Source organism: Staphylococcus sp. T93, assembly GCF_016743875.1.
GTDB classification, from domain to species: domain Bacteria; phylum Bacillota; class Bacilli; order Staphylococcales; family Staphylococcaceae; genus Staphylococcus; species Staphylococcus aureus.
Genome location: NZ_CP068247.1, coordinates 1,260,164 through 1,280,481, shown reverse-complemented (window position 1 = coordinate 1,280,481; position 20,318 = coordinate 1,260,164). Strand labels below are relative to the sequence as shown.

Below are 20,318 nucleotides of genomic sequence, written 5' to 3'. Positions count from 1 at the left end.
TGTCAGGGCTTGGGACATTAAGTTCTTAGGCAATGTAAAAAAGCTGATTTCTATTAATTATTTGATAGAAATCAGCTTTTTTGATATGTATTTTATAATGTACAGCTCGTTGAGCTGCTATTTTCCTTATATTAAGTGCCATTAATACAAAACCTAGCTCTCGTTTAACTTTATTTATTCCTCGAACTGACGTTCGAGTTAAACCCAAAATAGCCTTCATAAATCCAAAAACAGGCTCTACATCAATTTTTCTTTGACTATAGATTTTTTTCGTTTCTGGTTCAGAAAGCTTTTGATTAATTTGGACTTTAAAGTATTCCCAATTATAATTCTTCATGATTTTCTTATTGGATTTTGAATTTGGTTTCATGCATTGTTGCCTCAAAGAACATGCTGAACAGTCATCGCATTCATATAGTTTGAAGTCTCGTTTAAAACCATATCTATCATTACGGTATGCATATCTTTTAAAACCTATTCTTTTGTTATTAGGACATATAAATTCATCATTAAGTTCGTCATATTTCCAATTTTGAGTGTCGAAAATGTCACTTTTAAACTTTCTAGTTTTATCTTTAATAAACATGCCATACGTAATAAGTGGCGTTTTATTAAAATCATCTATAATGGCCATATAGTTTTGCTCACTACCATAACCTGCATCAGCTACAAATAACCGAAGGTATTTTGAATCATTGTTAAAAATGGAATTAAAGTTCTAGTATCTGTCGGGTTTTGAAATAGGTCATAGGATAAAACAAATTGAGAATTTGTCGCTATTTGTAAATTGTATCCTGGCTTAAGTTGGCCATTTTTCATATGGTCTTCCTTCATTCTCATAAAAGTTGCATCATGATCAGTTTTAGAAAAACTATTTCTATCTTTAAGAATCGATTTTTGTTCTTCATATTTATTTTTTCTTTCGGAATAATCATCAAATTTCTTTTTGAACTTCTTAATCTCAGTTCTTTTTTTACGGGTCTGTTTTCTAATTTGAGCACAATCTTCGTTCTCAATAGAATGATTTAAATCTTCGATTTCTTTATCTAAATGACTACCAATTAAATCTATTTCTTCTATTGTTAAATCGCTATCTCCATCTTCTTTTATCTCTGGTATTATTTTTTCTTCAACTAAGTCACGATATAATGCTTTTGAATTTTCGTTCAATTTCGATTCGTGATTTTGAATACTTTTCTTCCACACAAATGTATATCTATTGGCATTAGCTTCTACTTTTGTACCATCAATAAAAATTGAATTATTATCAATAAGATTTTGCTTTAAACATTGACTATGGAACTGAATAAATAAAGATTCAATTAACGCATCAGTATTAGGATTCACTCTAAAACGATTAATAGTTTTATAAGAAGGTGTTTGATTTTGAGCTAACCACATCATTCGAATACTGTCATGAAGTAATTTCTCTATTCTTCGACCAGAAAATACAGATTGAGTATATGCATATAAGATGATTTTTAACATCATTTTTGGATGATAGGATGTTGCGCCACGATGATGTCTGAATTCATCGAATTCGCTATCAGGTATCGTTTCAACAATTTCATTAACATATCGCGAAATATCATTTTGAGGAATTCTAACAGAGGTTTCTATTGGTAGTGTAAGTTGGGCAAAGTGTCTTATTTTTTAAAGTATGTAAAAGTAAAATTACATGTTAATACGTAGTATTAATGGCGAGACTCCTGAGGGAGCAGTGCCAGTCGAAGACCGAGGCTGAGACGGCACCCTAGGAAAGCGAAGCCATTCAATACGAAGTATTGTATAAATAGAGAACAGCAGTAAGATATTTTCTAATTGAAAATTATCTTACTGCTGTTTTTTTAGGGATTTATGTCCCACTCCCTTTATTTTCGACTAGTTTGGAGAATTTATTGACATTCACATTATTTAAACGGCAACAAAGATTATTGAAATTTGGTAGGCATTATATGGTGCTTAAAAATTTGCATGAAAATTAAAAAATGCTTCGTTCAGGAAGGTGTCGTAATTTACCTATTTGCTGAATGAAGCATTTTATTTTTAAATATGATAGCCAATATAACAAGCTATAAATCCAATGATGAATTGTAAAAGTGAATAATTGAGAAAAAGGTTAATATTAAATTTTGGCGTCATCATTAGTGTAAGTTCTTTGGCTAACGTTGAGAAAGTTGTTAAGCCACCTAAAAAACCGGTAACAAAGAACGCAGGGAACCATGAGATTGAAATTGATAAGCCTATAGTTAATCCAATTAAAAAACTACCAACTAGATTTACTATCAATGTTGCGATAGGTAACTTTGAAGTAAATTTATGATTAAAATAATCAGTAATGGCACTTCTAGCAATTGCGCCAAAACCGCCGCCAATCATGACTAAAATGATTGATATCATGATAAACCACCACCTAGTTTTATACCGACGTAACATAACAAAATACCAAAGACATAACTTGTTACAGCATATAGTAGTAAAGTTATAAATTGTTGATGATCAAACATATGTATTAATTCTAATTGAAATGTTGAAAAAGTCGTTAAAGCACCAAGAAAACCAGTCGTAATAGCTTTTTTTAGGGTCGGATGGTTTGAAAAAAATGCAATTGTTAAGGCTGTTAGCAATCCCATTACAAAGGCACCAGTCAAATTGGCTATCAGTGTTCCGATTGGAAAACCTCCGTCAGTATTCAGAAAAGAAATGAGGTAACGTAATAAAGCGCCTAAAGCACCACCGATAAAAATATATACATATTGCATTTGGTTCACCTCGAAAAGAAGTAGTTTGAATTTAAAAAAGAGGTTTTGGCAACGCGACGACAAAAATTGTCGATGCATTATCAAACCTCATTATATGTTATATCTTGTTGTATAACTATAGCGATTAGATGCATAGTTATGATTTCGAAAATCTAATATTTTTTATACGCAACAACGTTATCAAATTGTTTTACTCATTATAGCATGATACATTGTATTGTTTTGTATTAAGGCTACAATGACATATTAACTTTTTTAAATAAAACCGAATGTACGAACAATTGAAAAGATATGTACTAAAATAACAATTAGAATAATCCAAGGCAAACTTTTACTCGCAATTCTAATCCAATCTGCATCAGGCTTTAGTGATTTAATTGAACGATCTGCAAAAATTATAGACAAAATTAGTACAATTGAGTTAATAACACTGCAGAAAAGTATTAATTTAATAAAAGAATTAAAAAGTCCACTTAGGAAAACGTTATTTGTATTAAAGAAAAAGCTTAAAATAATCATTAAGCTAGATAAGTAAAAGTATTTTTTTGAACGAGACATGCTAGACCTCCTGGATGATTATCATTTACATATCGTATCATAAACAATCATAAAACAATAGTTTTATTAACTTGTAGACACAATGTTTGCTAAAGTCATTTTTAAAAAATATAGGCAAAAAATTAGCTATATATTATAAAAGCGTGATATAAATGTTTTATATAACAAAGAAATAAAAATCATTTTTTACAAATGGTTGTAAGAAAAAGACATGCAGATGTTGTTAAAATTTTAATAAGAATCAAGGAGGCTATATTATATGGCTAAACTAAATGTAGAAGTATTTGCGGACGGTGCAGATATTGAAGAAATGAAAGCAGCTTATAAAAACAAACAAGTGGATGGTTTTACAACAAATCCTAGTTTAATGGCTAAAGCGGGCGTAACAGATTACAAAGCTTTTGCTGAAGAAGCTGTGAAAGAAATTCCAGATGCTTCAATTTCATTTGAAGTATTTGCAGACGATTTAGAAACTATGGAAAAAGAAGCAGCAATTTTAAAACAATATGGCGAAAATGTATTTGTTAAAATTCCTATTGTAAATACAAAAGGTGAATCAACGATTCCTTTAATTAAAAAACTTTCAGCTGACAATGTGAGATTAAACGTTACGGCTGTTTACACAATTGAACAAGTTAAAGAAATAACTGAAGCAGTAACTGAAGGTGTGCCAACATATGTTTCAGTATTTGCAGGACGTATTGCAGATACAGGCGTAGATCCATTACCATTAATGAAAGAGGCTGTAAAAGTTACGCATAGTAAAGACGGCGTTAAATTATTATGGGCAAGTTGCCGCGAATTATTCAATGTGATTCAAGCTGATGAAATTGGTGCAGATATTATTACATGCCCAGCAGATGTTGTGAAAAAAGTGAATACAAACTTAGGTCGCGATATTAACGAATTATCAGTAGATACAGTTAAAGGCTTTGCGAAAGATATTCAATCTTCAGGTCTTTCTATTCTATAATATATAAATATATTTAAACCCTCATAGGCATTGTGCTTATGGGGGTTTTTCCATCATAGTTATTAATGAAGAAGAAGTCAAAATTCAGCTAAGTAAAAGCTCGAGTTATAAAAAAGTCTAAATTGATTCAACAGGAGTAGAAAAGGAAATTAGTCTTGCATATTTTAGAAAATGAATAAAAACAGTTACTATATGCAACTCAAGAATTAAATATTATTTAAGCCACATACCTATTAGAGTACAAAATATACAAGTTGTACTTATATCTAGGTATGTGACTTTTGATTTTAAGCGTAAAGTAAAAGTTTTTATGTTTGTATTAGTTCTAAATTATTTTGCACTTGATGACACGTATTTTTGAGTTTAAGTGGTGACTCAAGTTCAATAAAATAAATATCAGATAGATAATTTGAAAATAATATGAAAGGTTATCTCAAAATTATCTCCATATTATAAAGAGCAGAGCTAACAAGTTATTTAAGAAGTGCATGAATATTACAACTTCTAATCGTTTTGTTTTTATATAAATTAGGCCAAAAATCAAACCAGAATATAAGTAAGGTAAATAACCAATCCAAGTGTCAGATTCGTGTAATGATGCAAAAACTAAACTAGACACAATTAACCCTAAAAACAAGTGTTTTCTGAAGATAACCCTTATTATCATACCGCGAAAAACAATTTCTTCCACAATAGCGGGGATGATGGTAACAGTGAAAATAGAAATATAGAATGGTGTATTTCGTATTGCTTGCTCTAATTGTTGTTCATTTGCCGGTACGTCATGAAAATATAAATAAAGATTATCTAACCCATAAATTAATAGTGCACCGCCTATAATATAAATAACTTGAGACAATGTTAATTTTTTAAAAGAGAATAAATTGATTTTGAATAGCCTCAATAGAATTAAACCTACTAATACAATTAGCATGCTATAAAGTAAATGTACTTCACTGACAACTATGCCGATAAATAAAATGATAGTAATAAAAAATGCTGCCATTAAAGTTAAAAAATAATTTCCTCGTGTAACCGATAAATCATCGTAAAAAAAGTCTTTGAATTTTTGCATGCTAAATCCTTTCTTTTCATTTTTTAAAATTATTTTGAATGCAATATGATTAAGGCTAGATTCATAATATATGAAACATATTTACGATTAAAATTTATCATTGTACCTACCTAAAAAGCATTAGTTTGAAAAATTAGCAGACTGTATTTTAGCGTCAAATCACCATAAATGAAATTGTAATATGGATTTTTGTAGATTTGATACATATATTTCTGTAAAATATATAAAATACACTTTCAATTGACGCTAATGTTTAAAATTACGTCAATATTATAAAGGAGAGAAATCCTTAATTATGAATAAAGCATCATTTGATAAAAAAGTTAAAAAGCAATTATGGTTTTTGAACAAGAAGGAGAAACAAGCATTAGATCAACGATTGTCTTCTATATCTGATGATGACAGCGTTAACTTAAATAAGCCTGTTACCTTTGCTAATGCTTACTTAAGACAAAATGTATTTCGAAATAAAGAAACAAAAAGTTATAGTATGTTTGTTACATTAGTAGTGATGATGTTTGCTTATGTTGCTTTATTAGGTTTGTTTTTATTTGGGCTAATTACAAGTCTATCTGGCGTACAATTTTTCGTTAGTCCTAAGGTAGATTTATCTACAACTGTTGTTATTTTAACAATTATTGGAGCGATTTTATTAATGTTTGCTAGCATATATTTTATAAAAATTGTGACATCATACTTTACTAAGAAACTTTTAGAAATTAAATTTAATTCGAAATAGTATTTTCAATGAAGTGCTTCAAAGCTAAACTTTCATGACATTTTTTTGAAACTAGAGAAAATGGCTCATCAACTTCTAGCTGAATGCCTTCTTGAAAATGTATTAATGTTGAATTCTCTATGGCAGTCATACCAACAATATAATGTGCATTGATATAAATTTGTATCGGTGCACGTTTATGTTTTAACGGAAAAAGTATAGTTTTTGGGTTGATGTAAATAGGAACCAGTTTATTAATATTTAGTATGTTTTTTGCAGTCTCAATTAGCACACTTTGTGATGATAAATGCAATTTCGCATAATATGAAACGAGTTTGTTAATTGGAACTTTAAGAATGTAATCGCAATGTAAAAAGACACAATTTGTTTCGAGATGGTTTGAAGTAGCAGTTTGGATATAAAGTAGATATTTAGTAGAATTGTCTTGCAAATATAGTACTCCTCGTTTAATAAGTTGTTAATTTAATGGTTAAAATAAATTTATATGAAGATGTTAGGGTGTTTCAACATCATTAACACATCGACCGAAATTTCACAATAAACTAATTAAAATTATGTTGGCATTTACGCTTAACGGACATCTTAATTAATTTAATCGTTGAAAGCGATAATGACATGATTTCAGCAATTTCAAATTGCTTGTATCCTTCAAGGTATAGTTTGAGCCATAGTCTTTCTCTTTGATTTAAAAGCTTGAAGATATCTTGTAAACGAAGGTCATGTTCATTAAAGTATGTTGGTTGTTCAGTTAATGTTGGTGAATTATTCTCACATAAAATGACATCTTTTAATTGATTTTGTTGTCTGAATAAATCGATAAGGTAAAAATTTAATCGAGTGAATAAAAAAGAGGATAAAGATTGCTTGCTTGAGGGTTTATATATCTGACTCAATTGCCACATTTTTATCAAGAGTAGTTGATAATACTCATCATAATTATAGCTAATATTATATTTTTTTAAAAGATAGTGTATGATTTTCTGGTGTTTGTTGTATACGTCATTAAATTTCAAGTAGTCATTCTCCAAGTTATACGTATAACAAATATTTCCGGATAAAGTTAGAATAAAATATTTAGAAAAATCATTCATTTGCGTAATCGCTAAATTAAGTGTTAAATATAAGACATAAGTAATTAATTTAATGTGATATGATGTATTATTACTTTGCTAAATAGTAGATAGAACAAAATTTGTAATCGGGAGGTAACAATGGATTACGCACATTTAAATTTAGAACATTTTTTTGCACGAAACGACGATTTAGATGTTATAAGAGATCGCGCTGATTTCGTGATGATAAATAACTTCACTAATGAAATGATGTATCGTGATGGTCAAATTGAAGGCACGATTGATTTAAATCAGTACTATTATAAAAATAGATCAAATGCAGCAAGTTTTATTATGATGGATTATAAAAAAGAAACTAAGTAAACGAACAAAAGAATTTTTTGTTTTTTAATACGTGAATAATAAGATTATTGATATAAAGGTTTTCAAAGGTTATACAAAAAGATAAAACATTTATGATTCGTAGATCAACGTAAAGTAATGTTGATAAATGGTTTAAAACGTTTCATTTACATTACTGTTTATTTATGAATATGTAACAATGCATAGATAAAATTGTTAAACGGTTTTAATAATGTTAAACTTTATTATCGTAGTCAAACTGAATGTATAACAACAATGACCTAAGAGGTGTGGATATGAATAAACACAAGAAAGGTTCTATTTTTGGAATAATAGGACTTGTTGTCATATTTGCTGTTGTCTCATTTTTATTTTTCTCAATGATATCCGATCAGATATTTTTCAAACATGTTAAATCCGACATTAAGATTGAAAAGTTAAATGTTACATTAAACGATGCAGCAAAGAAACAAATAAATAATTATACGAGTCAACAGGTATCAAATAAAAAGAATGATGCATGGAGAGATGCATCTGCAACTGAAATTAAAAGTGCAATGGATAGCGGTACTTTTATCGATAATGAAAAGCAAAAATATCAATTTTTAGATTTATCAAAGTATCAAGGGATTGATAAAAATAGAATTAAACGTATGTTAGTAGATAGACCAACGTTATTGAAACATACGGATGATTTCTTAAAAGCTGCTAAAGATAAGCACGTTAACGAAGTTTATTTAATTTCACATGCATTATTAGAAACTGGCGCAGTTAAAAGTGAATTAGCTAATGGAGTCGAAATTGATGGCAAAAAGTACTACAATTTCTATGGAGTAGGAGCCCTTGATAAAGACCCAATTAAAACAGGTGCAGAATATGCTAAAAAGCATGGTTGGGATACACCTGAAAAAGCTATTTCAGGCGGTGCTGATTTCATTCATAAGCACTTCTTATCAAGCACAGATCAAAATACATTGTATAGTATGAGATGGAATCCAAAAAATCCAGGAGAACATCAATATGCTACAGATATTAAGTGGGCAGAAAGTAATGCAACAATTATCGCTGACTTTTATAAGAACATGAAGACTGAAGGAAAATACTTCAAATACTTTGTGTATAAAGATGACAGTAAACATTTGAATAAGTAATTTGATAAGCTACGAGTTGTTTTTATGACTCGGACATACTAAAAAGACGCTTTCTATCTTGTTTTGATAGAAAGCGTCTTTTTGCATTAGAGAAAACACATTGATTGATAATCCCACCAATGCAAGTGGGGCAGGACATCGATAAAGAATTACTTTTTCTTTAGAAATTAGTATTTCTTATGCATGAGTTTTACTCATGTATTCCTATTTTTAAGTACACATTAGTTATAGCTAATGATAAAGAACCACTACATAATAAATCATTAGTGTTTTTTTATCATTTCTGTCCCACTCTCATCGTGATTTGAAATTTTCAATTGCGATTTTAATTTCATCTCTTACACGTTGGAACTCTGACCAAGGCTTGCCTGCAGGATCATCAAATCCCCAATGTTCTTTCTTAACATTTGTTGGTAAAGAAGGGCAATTTACGTCTGCATCACTACATAATGTAACAACTAAATTTGAATTTTTAATAATATTATTATCGATTAAATCTGATGTATGATTTGATATATCAATGCCTACTTCTTTCATAGCTTCTATCGCTTTGGGATTAACACCGTGTGTTTCGATACCAGCAGAATATACATTCCAATCATCCGCTAAGATTTGTTTAGCCCAACCTTCAGCCATTTGACTTCGACATGAGTTGCCTGTACATATAAAATAAATTGTTTTTTTAGTCATAACAATCTCCTAATTAATTAAAATATGATAAGTGTTAGATACAACCCTATGAGGGTTATAAATAGTACTGGAATTGTAATGATGATACCAGTTTTAAAGTATGTGCCCCAAGAAATCTTAACATCTTTTTGTGTTAAGACGTGTAACCACAGTAATGTAGCTAAAGAGCCTATCGGTGTAATTTTTGGACCTAAATCAGAACCGATAACATTCGCATAAATTAGGCCTTCTTTTAACATGCCATGGACATTTGATTGACCAATAGCAATCGCATCTATTAAAACTGTAGGCATATTATTCATTATTGATGATAAAAACGCTGAAATGAAGCCCATTCCCAAAATAGTGCTAAATAGACCGTAATTGGAAATATATTCTAATATTTTAGCCAATATTAAAGTAATGCCAGCATTTCTTAAGCCGAATACGACGATATACATACCAATTGAAAATAATACTATATTCCAAGGTGCGCCCTTAATGACTTGCTTAATATTTACAGCATTTGATTTACGAGCCAACATTAGAAAAATAAAAGCAATGATTCCAGTGAAAATTGATACCGGAATTTTAGTAAATTTACTGATTAGATAGCCGAAAAGTAATATAACTAGAACAATCCATGAAATTTTAAATAGCTTTAAATCATTAATGGCATCTTTAGGATGCTTTATATTATTATCATCAAACGTTTTAGGTATCGCTTTTCTAAAATATAACCACAATACTATAATACTTGCTAAAAGCGAGAATAAATTAGGTATAATCATTCTACTAAAATATCGAACGAATCCTACATGAAAATAATCAGCAGATATAATATTCACTAGATTGCTCACGATTAAAGGTAAAGAAGTTGTGTCAGCTATAAAACCACTCGCAATAATAAAAGGGAATATGGCCCGCTTACTAAAACCTATATTTTTAACCATCGCTAATACAATAGGCGTTAAGATTAACGCTGCGCCATCATTTGCGAAAAATGCAGCAACAATGGCACCCAATAATATGATATAAACGAACATTTTTAAACCATTGCCTTTTGAAGCATGAAGCATGTGAATAGCTGACCATTCGAATAATCCAACTTTATCTAATATTAATGAAATAAGAATGACTGAGACAAAAGTCAAAGTAGCATTCCAAACAATACCTGTTACTTCGAAAACATCGGAAAAACTTACAACACCAGTAATAACAGCAATAAAGGCACCAGTTAGTGCGGTAATGCCAATATCTAGGCCTTTAGGTTGCCATAATACAAATAATAAAGTTACTAGAAAAATGAGTGTCGCTAAAGTTGTCATCATTAGCATTCACCAGTCTTAAGGTTATGACAAATACATCGTTGGTTAGAGGTATGAACCTTAGACAAGTTATTAATTACGGACTCAAAAATATTATGATTGAGCTGGTATAAATGTTTATTTCCGATTTTTCGTGTCGTAACTAAGTTGGTTTTTACTAATGCTTTCATATGATAGCTAAGTGTAGGTTGAGAGAATTGAAAATGTGCTAACAAATCACAAGCGCATAACTCTCCACAAGAAAGTAAATCTAGTATTTCTAATCTGCTTGAATCTGATAAAACTTTTAAAAATGTTGCTAGTTCTTTATACGTCATAACATACCTCCTAGACGTTAAATAGATTATCATCTATATAGATGAATGTCTATGTTCCTTTGGTATATTACACGATATGACTATGTAATTTAAATTTGGTTTTAGTATTAAAAGGGTATTAAAGATAAATTATAGATATTGATTTTGCAAAATATACTCTTTGTTCTGCATTGAAAAAGGTGATTAGCCATATCTTGAGTGTATGGCCAATCACCTTAGTTGAATTTATTTTGTAATCAAGGGTATTGATTAAGAAGCTTTGTTTTTACGACTAAAAATCATAAATAGAATTACTAATGAGATTAATATCTTTGCTATAAATTTCAATTTAATTCACCTCGTTAAAAATATTTTAACACAAACACTAAGGTTGATATTAAATGAAAAGTTTTAAATGGTTTAATGGTTGTGAAAGTGAAATAATAGCTTACCTTAATAAATTTTATTGGAAATACCAAATTGCTATAATTATAGGTAATAGTTTAAATATAATATTTTGAATTACAAAAGGATGGATGATATATGCGTGTAGCAATAATAGGCATGGGAACTGCTGGTGTAAGTGTATTGAGAGAGTTAGTTAAGCACCCGAAGTTTAATCAATTAGATATAGATTTATACGATGATAAAGTAAATATGGGACAGGGCGTACCATTTCAAAATGATAGTTCTGAGCTGCTAATTAATATGCCTTCGAAAAAGATGAGTTTAAATTTAGATGATGAGACTGAATTTTGGAAGTGGTATAAACAACAAACTGATTTTAATTTTGATGAACCTGCATATTTACCGAGATTTGTATTCGGACATTATATGAAATCTTATTTATCTATGTTCACGAAAAAATATCCAAATATATCAACTAATTATAATAAAGTTCAAGAGATTTATACAAATTCTAATATCGATGAAACGAATTTAACTTATTACATATGTACTACAAATTCAGGACAATCATGGCAAGCGTACGATTATGTATTTTTAACATGTGGTACATTTGCCTACCATGATCCATATAACTTAAAGGGTAAAAAAGGATATATCGCTACGCCTTATCCAACATATAATACGTTAGACGAAGTAAATGAACTGGACGATATTGCGATTATTGGTACAGGCCTTGCCAGTTTAGATGTTGTCCGTTATGTTGCTGCTCATCATCCAAAATTACCAATTACTATGACGAGTCGTTCTGCTCATTTACCAAGTGTAAGAGGTACAATGATAGACGTGACATTCAAGTACTTAACTAAAGACAAATTAAATGACATTAAAAAACATCATTTCGGCAATGCACCGCTTGATACTTTAGTTTCTTTATTTTTAAAAGAATGTGCTGAATATGACATTGATTTTAAAAAATTAGTACATAGACGTACAGGAAATCATATTGCAGATTTGAAGTATGATTTAGCGCGTCCAACAGAAATGGGCATTTTCCAAAGTATGATTGAACATTTGAAAGAGAATTTAAATTGGATATGGAATAGCTTAAGTATTGAAGACCAACATCAATTTAATCAAAAATACTCAAAGATGATTCAATTAAATTCAAATCCAATGCCTCCAAGAACTGCTGAACTAATTATTGAATTAATAGAAAATAAGTCTTTAATTTTGAAAAAAGATTTAGAAGATGTGAAACATGATGGCAAGTTGTATTATTTTTCATACAAAAACCAAGAATCAGTAGACATATATAATGTTGTCATTAACGCGACAGGTGCAAAAAGTCATTTAAATGAATTGGATCAAGATGATCAATTAATTAGAAATCTTGAAAATAGACAAATTGTACAAGCACACCCAATGGGAGGCATACAAATCATTCCGGAAACCAATCAAGTTATTAGTCCAAGGTTTGGAACATTAACAAATATGATTGCGATAGGTCAAATGACAAACGGTGTTAATAAACTACGAAACGGTGTGAAAATGATTGTAGAACAAGTTGCGCATACAGTATCTCAATTATATGATGCTTTAGAATCGAATGAGCAACAACAGCGCAGTGACAATCAATAATTTGTAACTAGAAGATAATAAAGAGAACGCTCTATAGAGACGAATTGAAGGTTTGATTTTAATGTCTGTTAGTAAGAATCATATCAATGAGATGCCTATAGTACTCAGATTATATTAAATTAAAACCGTCATTAATTGTTTTTTCAGAAAACATATAGTATCATTTTAAATGTAGTTGACATACTACGTACTCAAATAATCTATAACAATTTCATATATAATTCTTTCGGGGCAGGGTGAAATTCCCAACCGGCAGTAAATAAAGCCTGCGACCTGCTAATATGTTTCATATTAGTGGCTGATCTAGTGAGATTCTAGAGCCGACAGTTAAAGTCTGGATGGGAGAAAGAATGTTAATTATCGACAAAGATAATGTAGCGTATTTGTAAAAATGTGTACAAATAGGCTTATTTAACGATAAATTTTTCTCCTTGCATCTTAATTCATGATGTGAGGATTTTTGTTTATAGAGGTGATCATTTGAGTCAATTTATGGATTATGCGATTCAACTTGCAAATATGGTACAAGGTCAAACAGGTGTTAATCCACCCGTTGGCGCTGTTGTAGTTAAAGAAGGTAGGATTGTTGGTATTGGTGCACACTTGAGAAAAGGTGACAAGCATGCGGAGGTTCAAGCACTTGATATGGCACAACAAAATGCTGAAGGTGCGACGATTTATATTACGTTAGAGCCATGTAGTCATTTTGGTTCAACACCACCCTGTGTTAACAAAATAATTGATTGTAAGATAGCAAAAGTAGTATACGCAACAAAAGACAATTCGTTAGACACACATGGTGATGAGACGTTACGGGCTCACGGTATTGAGGTTGAATGCGTTGATGATGAACGGGCATCACAATTATACCAAGACTTTTTTAAAGCAAAAGCAAAGCAACTGCCACAAATTACAGTGAAAGTATCTGCAAGTTTAGATGGTAAACAAGCGAATGATAATGGACAAAGTCAATGGATTACTAACAAAGAGGTTAAACAAGATGTCTATAAGTTAAGACATCGACACGACGCAGTGTTAACTGGAAGACGTACAGTTGAATTAGATGATCCACAATATACTACACGTATTCAAGATGGAAAAAACCCTATAAAAGTAATATTGTCTAAGTCTGGGAATATTCATTTTAATCAGCAAATTTATCAAGATGAATCAACACCAATTTGGATATATACTGAAAATCCAAATTTAACAACCAATCAAACACATATTGAAATTATTTACTTGAAGTCTTGCGATTTAACAACAATTCTTCACAATTTATATAAAAGAGGAGTTGGAACTTTGCTAGTCGAGGCAGGTCCAACCACTACTTCAGAATTTCTCCAATCTAATTATATAGATGAATTTATTCTCTATTATGCCCCGAAATTAATTGGCGGATCTGGAAATTATCAATTTTATCAAACAAATGATGTGATTGAGATACCAGATGCGAACCAATTTGAAATTGTTCATTCCGAGTTATTAAATCAAAATGTTAAATTAACTTTACGAAAGAAGTGATGATGCATGTTTACTGGCATCGTTGAAGAAATAGGTGTCGTTAAAAGTGTTCAAATTCGTCAATCAGTCAGGACGATTGAAATTGAAGCACATAAGATTACGGCAGATATGCATATTGGTGATTCCATCAGTGTTAATGGTGCATGTTTAACAGTGATTGATTTTAATCAGACATCTTTTACTGTTCAAGTAATTAAAGGCACTGAAAATAAAACCTATTTAGCAGATGTTAAGCGACAATCAGAAGTAAATTTAGAGCGTGCCATGAGTGGTAACGGTAGGTTTGGTGGACATTTTGTCCTCGGTCATGTAGATGAACTAGGAACAGTTTCAAAAATAAATGAAACAGCCAATGCAAAAATTATTACGATTCAATGTAGCCAACATATTAATAATCAGTTAGTTAAGCAAGGGTCTATTACTGTGGATGGTGTTAGTCTAACGGTATTTGATAAGCATGATAACAGTTTTGACATTCATCTTATTCCAGAAACGAGGCGTTCAACGATTTTATCATCCAAAAAATTAGGAGATAAAGTACATTTAGAAACAGACGTTTTGTTTAAATATGTTGAAAATATTTTAAATAAAGATAAAGACCAATTATCTGTAGATAAATTAAGAGCATTTGGTTTTTAGGAGGGGTAGCATGCAATTCGATAATATTGACAGTGCTTTAATGGCTTTAAAAAATGGAGAACCAATTATTGTAGTAGATGATGAGAATCGTGAAAATGAAGGTGATTTAGTAGCGGTTACTGAATGGATGAACGATAATACCATTAATTTTATGGCGAAAGAAGCAAGGGGATTAATATGCGCACCAGTGTCTAAAGATATTGCACAACGTTTGGATTTGGTACAAATGGTTGATGATAACTCCGACATCTTTGGTACGCAATTTACAGTGAGTATTGATCATGTAGATACAACAACAGGAATTAGTGCTTATGAACGTACATTGACTGCCAAAAAGCTCATTGATCCTAGTAGTGAAGCTAAAGATTTTAATCGTCCTGGTCATTTATTTCCATTAGTAGCACAAGATAAAGGCGTATTAGCTAGAAATGGACACACAGAAGCGGCTGTTGATTTAGCTAAACTTACTGGTGCCAAGCCCGCTGGTGTCATTTGTGAGATTATGAATGATGACGGCACGATGGCGAAAGGACAAGATTTACAAAAGTTTAAAGAAAAACATCAATTAAAGATGATTACGATTGATGATTTAATTGAATATCGTAAAAAATTAGAACCAGAAATTGAATTTAAGGCAAAAGTGAAAATGCCTACAGATTTCGGAACATTTGATATGTATGGTTTTAAAGCGACATACACAGATGAAGAGATAGTTGTACTGACAAAAGGTGCAATTCGACAACATGAAAATGTACGCTTACATTCTGCGTGCCTTACAGGCGATATTTTCCATAGTCAACGTTGTGATTGTGGTGCTCAACTTGAATCGTCTATGAAGTATATCAATGAACATGGTGGCATGATTATTTATCTACCTCAAGAAGGTCGTGGCATAGGATTGTTAAACAAATTACGCGCATATGAATTAATTGAGCAAGGATATGATACAGTAACTGCAAATTTAGCATTAGGTTTTGATGAAGATTTGCGAGATTATCATATTGCTGCACAGATTTTAAAATATTTTAACATCGAACATATCAATTTATTAAGTAATAATCCAAGTAAATTTGAGGGATTAAAACAATATGGCATTGATATTGCAGAAAGAATTGAAGTTATCGTACCAGAAACGGTACATAATCATGATTATATGGAAACGAAAAAAATAAAAATGGGTCATTTAATATAGGAGGATTTTAACATGAATTTTGAAGGTAAATTAATTGGAAAAGATTTGAAAGTTGCAATCGTAGTTAGTCGATTTAATGATTTTATCACTGGAAGATTACTTGAAGGTGCAAAAGATACTTTGATTCGACATGATGTTAATGAAGACAATATTGATGTAGCATTTGTGCCAGGTGCGTTTGAAATTCCTTTAGTAGCTAAAAAATTAGCCTCATCAGGAAATTATGATGCAGTAATTACATTAGGATGCGTAATTCGCGGTGCTACGTCTCATTATGATTATGTTTGTAATGAAGTCGCGAAAGGTGTTTCTAAAGTGAATGATCAAACTAATGTACCAGTCATATTTGGTATTTTAACGACTGAAAGTATTGAACAAGCTGTGGAAAGAGCAGGTACGAAAGCTGGCAATAAAGGTGCTGAAGCAGCAGTAAGTGCAATTGAAATGGCTAATTTATTAAAATCTATAAAAGCATAGAGCACTGTTGTGAGTTCATAATCAAAGATTTATAAATGTTTCAGAACTGCCAATATAACATTTAGGAGCCTAGAACATTGATTATTGTTCCAGACTCCTAAATTATTGTTTATGTCTTGCTCTATTTACGGCATAATTTTTTAATTGTACTTAAACCTAACATAACTGTAGCTCCTAAAGCTGCAATTATGCCAACACGTTTTAAGCCAGCAGGTTTCACAAATTCTTTTACAGCAAGAGATAGGTTTTGTGGGCGTTCTGCTAATCTTCTCATAAAATACGCAAACCAATCATCGCCATAAGGTACATAAATAGTGAAATTATAGCCTTCATTTGCGATTTCTTCTGCTAACTCTGATCTAAAACCATAGAGCATTTGGAATTCCATACGATCTTTTTCAATGTGATTTTCTTTCATAAATTGTTTTACATGATTAATGATGCGATGGTCATGTGTTGCAATTGAAGTGAAATTGCGTGCGTTTAACAAACGTTGTTCAATTATTTTGATGTAATTTGCATCTACGTCTTCCTTAGATTGAAATGCAATTGATTCGTTTTCTTTATATGCACCTTTAACCAAACGTAATCGTAAATCTTGGTACTTATCAACTAATTCGTGGCTATCGTATAAATATGCTTGAATTACAGTACCAACATTTCTAAATTCGCCTTTTAAGCGATCTAAAACTTGAACAATTTGTTGCAGGCTAGCATATTTTTCAGTATCAATATTTATATGCATATTGTTGTAAGTATTTGCTTTAAGTAAAATCTCTCTTAAATTTTGGTAAGCTAATTCTAAGTCGAATTCTGCACCTAACTGACTCAATTTAACAGACATATGTGCCTTTACGCCATGTTGATGAAGCGCGTCCATAATTGTTAAAATTTGTTCTTTAGCATGATTACTTTCTTCAACTGTACCGACAAATTCCCCTAAATTGTCTACCGTAACAGCGATATTCTTGTCATTTAAGTATTCGATTGTATTAATTAACTCTGGAATTGTATTTCCGGCAACGACTTTATTGGCGCCCAAACGTGGGCCCACTTTTTTTGCTGCGTTGTTTAAAAAACTATTATTAGATAATCCGATAAAAAAATTCTTTAATAGTGCCATTGCTACTCCTCCAAACCCTTGTGTTTACAATAAGTTTAGCATGAAAAAAATATTCGAGAAAGCGTTTTCATCAAAAACAATCAAAAATAATTATGTATAATTACACTATTATTGATGTTGATTTCATTTATATATAATAATATGGACAACAATAATACTATAAATAGAAATCTACATAGTGAATTTGCTATAATTATGTTATTGAAGATTAATGAAAAAGGGGCAGTATAATAATGTGGAAGTGGGAAGCTGAAAATGATGCGAAAGGCGTCGTTGTTATTGCTCATAATATATTAGAACATACGGGAAGATATGCATATGTTATTACGATGTTAAGAAGAAATGGCTATCATGTGATTATGGGAGATTTGCCTGGTCAAGGTCAAACTTCAAGAGCTAATAAAGGACAAATTGAAAACTTTCAAACGTATCACGAAAGTTTGCTAGACTGGTTAAAGATAGCTAATGAATATAAAATTCCTACTTATGTATTAGGGGTAGGACTTGGCGGTTTGATTTTATTAAATTTACTTGAAAAAGTAGAATTGCCAATCGAGGGGATGATGTTAATTTCTCCTATGCTAGAACTTCAAAAGAATGGAAAAAATCGTAAAGATAAACTTGTTTCAAATATAGGTAAAATTTCAAAAGACACACGTTTTAATGTTGGTGTAGAACCAAAAGATTTAACACGTAATTTAGAAATTGTTGAAGAAACAGTTAACGATGGTTTAATGTTAAAAAAAGCAACGTATCATTGGTATAATACAATTAATGAGACGATGAAAGATACGATGGCTCATATTCATGACATTCAACCAATGCCAACGCTATTAATGTATGGAACGAAGGATTTAATTGTTGATACTAGGGCAATTGATGAGTTTAAAGAAAAATATCAAACACCTGAATTATATTTTAAAGCTTGGCAAGGTTTTTACCACGAGGTTCACAATGAGCCAGAACGTGATGAAGTAATGCGTTATATTCTGACTTTCTTAAATAACAGCGTCAATACAATGGGCTTTATTGTTGAAGATGACGAAATTGTAGAAATTTAATATTCTAAAAAGGTTGGGACATAAATCCCTAAAAAACAGCAGTAAGATAATTTTCAATTAGAAAATATCTTACTGCTGTTCTCTATTTATACAATACTTCGTATTGAATGGCTTCGCTTTCCTAGGGTGCCGTCTCAGCCTCGGTCTTCGACTGGCACTGCTCCCTCAGGAGTCTCGCCATTAATACTACGTATTAACATGTAATTTTACTTTTAAATACTTTGAAAAAATAAGACATTTTTCCCAACTTGCACATAAATGTAAAATTCAATAAAATGAATTTTCTGTGTTGGGTCCCTTCGTATAATTTAATAAATACTACTAAACTAAATTAAAGAGGTGCCTTATGTATAAAAATTATAACATGACCCCAACTTACACTACCAATAGAAACTTCGTTAGAATTCCTCAAAATGATATTTCGCGATATGTTAATGAAATTGTTGAAACGATACCTGATAGCGAATTCGATGAATTCAGACATCATCGTGGTGCAACATCCTATCATCCAAAAATGATGTTAAAAATCATCTTATATGCATATACTCAATCTGTATTTTCTGGTCGTAGAATAGAGAAATTACTTCATGACAGTATTCGAATGATGTGGTTAGCCCAAGATCAAACACTTTCTTATAAAACTATTAATCGTTTTAGAGTGAATCCTAATACTGATGCGTTAATTGAATCTTTATTTATTCAGTTCTATAGTCAATGTTTAAAGCAAAATCTTATTGATGATAATTCAATTTTTATTGATGGTACAAAAGTAGAAGCTAGTGCCAATAGATATACATTGGTGCGGAAGAAAGTATTCAAAATCACGAATCGAAATTGAACGAGAATTCAAAAACACTATATCGTGACTTAGTTGAAGAAAAAATAATACCAGAGATAAAAGAAGATGGAGATAGCGATTTAACAATAGAAGAAATAGATTTAATTGGTAGTCATTTAGATAAAGAAATCGAAGATTGTGCTCAAATTAGAAAACAGACCCGTAAAAAAGAACTGAAAGATGAGACAGTAGATGCTCATCTTTTTTTAGAACTTTTTTAAGGTTGAAAATGTATATCACATTTTATACACATTTGATTTGTAAGAAATGTTTTGATTTATACAAATCATATCTTGAAAAATAACCAATTTAGCCTCATTCGGTTTGATTTAATTTGTTAAATTTAAGGCTAACTAATTAATTTAGTTTAATCAATTTTCATGAGAGTTATATGTAATAAAAATTCAATGCGTATCTTTTTTGAAGAAATATATGTAGAATTGTTGCAATTT

General features: G+C 30.7%; 21 protein-coding genes, 2 pseudogenes and 1 riboswitch. Of the genes and pseudogenes, 12 read left to right on the top strand and 11 right to left on the bottom strand.

The genetic code is table 11. The features are described 5' to 3' along the window. Positions 1-25: 25 nt before the first annotated feature. The 4 genes and pseudogenes from JG553_RS06120 to JG553_RS06105 form a co-directional block, all read right to left on the bottom strand. Positions 26-1,650 (bottom strand): annotated as a pseudogene (locus tag JG553_RS06120) (IS1182 family transposase). A gap of 396 nt (positions 1,651-2,046) precedes the next feature. Further along, the gene (locus tag JG553_RS06115; protein ID WP_000623471.1) at positions 2,047-2,400 is read right to left on the bottom strand and encodes a fluoride efflux transporter FluC; all 354 of its coding nucleotides are present in this window, start codon (positions 2,398-2,400) and stop codon (positions 2,047-2,049) included. Further along, positions 2,397-2,762: a fluoride efflux transporter CrcB gene (crcB, locus tag JG553_RS06110; protein WP_001200542.1), complete on the bottom strand. Its 366-nt coding sequence runs from the start codon at positions 2,760-2,762 to the stop codon at positions 2,397-2,399. The genes JG553_RS06115 and crcB overlap by 4 nt, the downstream gene beginning before the upstream one ends. 255 nt (positions 2,763-3,017) lie before the next feature. Continuing rightward, positions 3,018-3,320 carry a hypothetical protein gene (locus JG553_RS06105; RefSeq protein ID WP_000091445.1) on the bottom strand — a complete coding sequence of 101 codons (303 nt, stop codon included), beginning with the start codon at positions 3,318-3,320 and terminating at the stop codon, positions 3,018-3,020. Between the two features lie 259 nt (positions 3,321-3,579). On the opposite strand from JG553_RS06105, the gene JG553_RS06100 reads away from it, so the two are divergent. Beyond that, the gene (locus JG553_RS06100) at positions 3,580-4,293 is read left to right on the top strand and encodes a transaldolase (protein ID WP_001096494.1); all 714 of its coding nucleotides are present in this window, start codon (positions 3,580-3,582) and stop codon (positions 4,291-4,293) included. A 439-nt stretch (positions 4,294-4,732) separates the two neighbouring features. Here the strand turns inward: JG553_RS06100 and sdpA are convergent, their stop codons facing one another. Further along, positions 4,733-5,368 (bottom strand): CPBP family intramembrane glutamic endopeptidase SdpA, encoded by a 636-nt coding sequence (gene sdpA, locus JG553_RS06095; RefSeq protein WP_001168904.1) that lies wholly within the window; start codon positions 5,366-5,368, stop codon positions 4,733-4,735. A gap of 295 nt (positions 5,369-5,663) precedes the next feature. Here sdpA and JG553_RS06090 point away from each other — a divergent pair, with 295 nt between their 5' ends. Next, a complete protein-coding gene (locus JG553_RS06090) occupies positions 5,664-6,107 on the top strand; it encodes a hypothetical protein (RefSeq protein WP_001030465.1) in 444 nt (147 codons plus the stop codon). Here the strand turns inward: JG553_RS06090 and JG553_RS06085 are convergent. Further along, a complete protein-coding gene (locus JG553_RS06085) occupies positions 6,094-6,537 on the bottom strand; it encodes a competence protein ComK (protein ID WP_001153742.1) in 444 nt (147 codons plus the stop codon). The two genes, JG553_RS06090 and JG553_RS06085, sit on opposite strands and share 14 nt — an antisense overlap. 112 nt (positions 6,538-6,649) lie before the next feature. Continuing rightward, positions 6,650-7,120 (bottom strand): RNA polymerase sigma factor SigS, encoded by a 471-nt coding sequence (gene sigS, locus JG553_RS06080; RefSeq protein ID WP_000671063.1) that lies wholly within the window; start codon positions 7,118-7,120, stop codon positions 6,650-6,652. Between the two features lie 198 nt (positions 7,121-7,318). Between sigS and JG553_RS06075 the strand changes: the two genes are divergently transcribed. Both JG553_RS06075 and sagB read left to right on the top strand, forming a co-directional pair. Then, entirely contained in the window at positions 7,319-7,543 is a 225-nt protein-coding gene (locus JG553_RS06075; RefSeq protein ID WP_000384171.1) for a hypothetical protein, read from the top strand. 275 nt (positions 7,544-7,818) lie between these two features. Beyond that, on the top strand, positions 7,819-8,673 hold the full coding sequence (gene sagB / locus JG553_RS06070) for a peptidoglycan release complex glucosaminidase SagB (protein WP_001032833.1): 855 nt from the start codon (positions 7,819-7,821) through the stop codon (positions 8,671-8,673). A 294-nt stretch (positions 8,674-8,967) separates the two neighbouring features. Here the strand turns inward: sagB and arsC are convergent, their stop codons facing one another. Genes arsC through JG553_RS06055 form a run of 3 tightly spaced genes read right to left on the bottom strand, consistent with a single transcriptional unit; the run spans position 8,968 to position 10,987 of the window. Continuing rightward, complete coding sequence (gene arsC / locus JG553_RS06065) at positions 8,968-9,363, bottom strand: arsenate reductase (thioredoxin) (protein WP_000163235.1); 396 nt, start codon at positions 9,361-9,363, stop codon at positions 8,968-8,970. A gap of 17 nt (positions 9,364-9,380) precedes the next feature. Further along, positions 9,381-10,673 carry an arsenite efflux transporter membrane subunit ArsB gene (gene arsB / locus JG553_RS06060; RefSeq protein ID WP_000989123.1) on the bottom strand — a complete coding sequence of 431 codons (1,293 nt, stop codon included), beginning with the start codon at positions 10,671-10,673 and terminating at the stop codon, positions 9,381-9,383. Further along, positions 10,673-10,987 carry an ArsR/SmtB family transcription factor gene (locus JG553_RS06055; protein WP_000221179.1) on the bottom strand — a complete coding sequence of 105 codons (315 nt, stop codon included), beginning with the start codon at positions 10,985-10,987 and terminating at the stop codon, positions 10,673-10,675. The genes arsB and JG553_RS06055 overlap by 1 nt, the downstream gene beginning before the upstream one ends. 522 nt (positions 10,988-11,509) lie before the next feature. Between JG553_RS06055 and JG553_RS06050 the strand changes: the two genes are divergently transcribed. The 5 genes from JG553_RS06050 (at position 11,510) to ribH (ending at position 16,844) form a co-directional block, all read left to right on the top strand. Beyond that, on the top strand, positions 11,510-13,012 hold the full coding sequence (locus tag JG553_RS06050) for an FAD/NAD(P)-binding protein (RefSeq protein ID WP_001261681.1): 1,503 nt from the start codon (positions 11,510-11,512) through the stop codon (positions 13,010-13,012). Positions 13,013-13,230: 218 nt separating this feature from the next. Further along, positions 13,231-13,366, top strand: a riboswitch (FMN riboswitch). Between the two features lie 126 nt (positions 13,367-13,492). Then, positions 13,493-14,536: a bifunctional diaminohydroxyphosphoribosylaminopyrimidine deaminase/5-amino-6-(5-phosphoribosylamino)uracil reductase RibD gene (ribD, locus tag JG553_RS06045; RefSeq protein ID WP_000077344.1), complete on the top strand. Its 1,044-nt coding sequence runs from the start codon at positions 13,493-13,495 to the stop codon at positions 14,534-14,536. Between the two features lie 6 nt (positions 14,537-14,542). Beyond that, the gene (locus tag JG553_RS06040) at positions 14,543-15,175 is read left to right on the top strand and encodes a riboflavin synthase (protein WP_000493892.1); all 633 of its coding nucleotides are present in this window, start codon (positions 14,543-14,545) and stop codon (positions 15,173-15,175) included. A gap of 10 nt (positions 15,176-15,185) precedes the next feature. Further along, the gene (ribB, locus tag JG553_RS06035; RefSeq protein WP_001159022.1) at positions 15,186-16,367 is read left to right on the top strand and encodes a 3,4-dihydroxy-2-butanone-4-phosphate synthase; all 1,182 of its coding nucleotides are present in this window, start codon (positions 15,186-15,188) and stop codon (positions 16,365-16,367) included. A gap of 12 nt (positions 16,368-16,379) precedes the next feature. Further along, the gene (gene ribH, locus JG553_RS06030; protein ID WP_001008551.1) at positions 16,380-16,844 is read left to right on the top strand and encodes a 6,7-dimethyl-8-ribityllumazine synthase; all 465 of its coding nucleotides are present in this window, start codon (positions 16,380-16,382) and stop codon (positions 16,842-16,844) included. A gap of 121 nt (positions 16,845-16,965) precedes the next feature. On the opposite strand, the gene JG553_RS06025 is transcribed toward ribH, so the two are convergent. Further along, positions 16,966-17,967 (bottom strand): proline dehydrogenase family protein, encoded by a 1,002-nt coding sequence (locus JG553_RS06025; RefSeq protein ID WP_001196354.1) that lies wholly within the window; start codon positions 17,965-17,967, stop codon positions 16,966-16,968. A gap of 111 nt (positions 17,968-18,078) precedes the next feature. Here JG553_RS06025 and JG553_RS06020 point away from each other — a divergent pair, with 111 nt between their 5' ends. The 3 genes and pseudogenes from JG553_RS06020 to JG553_RS06010 all read left to right on the top strand — a co-directional run. Then, positions 18,079-18,198: a hypothetical protein gene (locus tag JG553_RS06020; RefSeq protein ID WP_001790712.1), complete on the top strand. Its 120-nt coding sequence runs from the start codon at positions 18,079-18,081 to the stop codon at positions 18,196-18,198. A gap of 2 nt (positions 18,199-18,200) precedes the next feature. Beyond that, a complete protein-coding gene (locus JG553_RS06015; protein ID WP_000266096.1) occupies positions 18,201-19,028 on the top strand; it encodes an alpha/beta fold hydrolase in 828 nt (275 codons plus the stop codon). Between the two features lie 346 nt (positions 19,029-19,374). Beyond that, positions 19,375-20,036: pseudogene (locus JG553_RS06010) on the top strand (transposase); the annotation flags it as partial. Between the last annotated feature and the right edge of the window lie 282 nt (positions 20,037-20,318).